Source organism: Alteromonas sp. KUL150, assembly GCF_009811475.1.
In the GTDB taxonomy this organism is placed as follows: Bacteria; Pseudomonadota; Gammaproteobacteria; order Enterobacterales; family Alteromonadaceae; genus Alteromonas; species Alteromonas gracilis.
Map to the genome: position 1 here is coordinate 1 of NZ_BLIJ01000084.1, position 1401 is coordinate 1401.

Genomic DNA, 1401 nt, shown 5'->3' on the forward strand with positions numbered 1-1401 from the left:
TGGCAAAAGAAAAGTTTGAACGTACGAAACCCCATGTAAACGTGGGTACAATCGGCCACGTTGACCACGGTAAAACTACCCTAACTGCAGCTATCACTACAGTTCTTTCTAAAACTTACGGCGGTTCTGCTCAGGCTTTCGATCAAATCGATAACGCGCCTGAAGAGAAAGCTCGTGGTATCACCATTTCTACTTCACACGTAGAATATGACACTCCTACTCGTCACTACGCACACGTAGACTGCCCAGGACACGCTGATTACGTTAAAAACATGATCACTGGTGCTGCTCAGATGGATGGTGGTATCCTAGTAGTAGCTGCGACTGATGGCCCTATGCCACAGACTCGTGAGCACATCCTACTTGGTCGTCAGGTTGGTATTCCTTATATCATCGTATTCATGAACAAGTGTGACATGGTTGACGATGAAGAGCTTCTAGAGCTAGTAGAAATGGAAGTTCGTGAACTTCTTAACGAATACGAATTCCCAGGTGATGACCTACCAGTTATCCAAGGTTCAGCTCTTAAAGCGCTTGAAGGCGACCCAGAGTGGGAAAAGAAAATCATCGAGCTTGGTGAAGCGCTTGATTCATACATCCCAGAGCCAGAGCGTGCAATCGACAAGCCGTTCATCCTTCCAATCGAAGACGTATTCTCAATCTCAGGCCGTGGTACTGTTGTAACTGGTCGTGTTGAGCAAGGTATCGTTAAAGTTGGTGAAGAAGTAGAAATCGTAGGTATCAAAGACACAACTAAGACTACTTGTACTGGTGTTGAGATGTTCCGTAAGCTTCTTGACGAAGGCCGTGCAGGTGAGAACGTTGGTGTTCTTCTACGTGGTACTAAGCGTGATGAAGTTGAACGTGGTCAAGTACTAGCTAAGCCTGGTTCAATCAATCCACACACTAACTTCGAAGCAGAAGTATACGTACTGTCTAAAGATGAAGGTGGTCGTCATACTCCATTCTTTAAAGGCTACCGTCCACAGTTCTACTTCCGTACAACTGACGTAACTGGTGCTGTAGAGCTTCCAGAAGGCGTAGAAATGGTAATGCCTGGTGACAACCTTAAATTCAAAGTTGAGCTAATTGCTCCGATCGCGATGGAAGAAGGTCTTCGTTTCGCAATCCGTGAAGGTGGTCGTACAGTAGGTGCTGGTGTTGTATCTAAGATCCTAGACTAATCTAGACTTAGTAACATAAGCCAAAAAAGCGCACTTAGGTGCGCTTTTTTTATGTCTGGAAAGAGAGTGAGTGTATGCCCTCCAGAACACGCCGTAAACCCATCCATGGGGGCTCCGACACCGCATCCATGCGGTGTAGGGTTTCAGAGGGCATACACTCACTCTATCGTTAAACGGCATAACAAGAAGTTTAATGGGGAGAAGAAGTAACACGCCG

At 46.1% G+C, this 1401-nt stretch carries 1 protein-coding gene; it reads left to right on the top strand.

What is annotated here, in order from left to right; translation table 11 throughout:
• On the top strand, positions 1–1184 hold a 1184-nt coding region (gene tuf / locus GVO62_RS18650; RefSeq protein ID WP_159120533.1), incomplete at its 5' end, for an elongation factor Tu.
• Between the last annotated feature and the right edge of the window lie 217 nt (positions 1185–1401).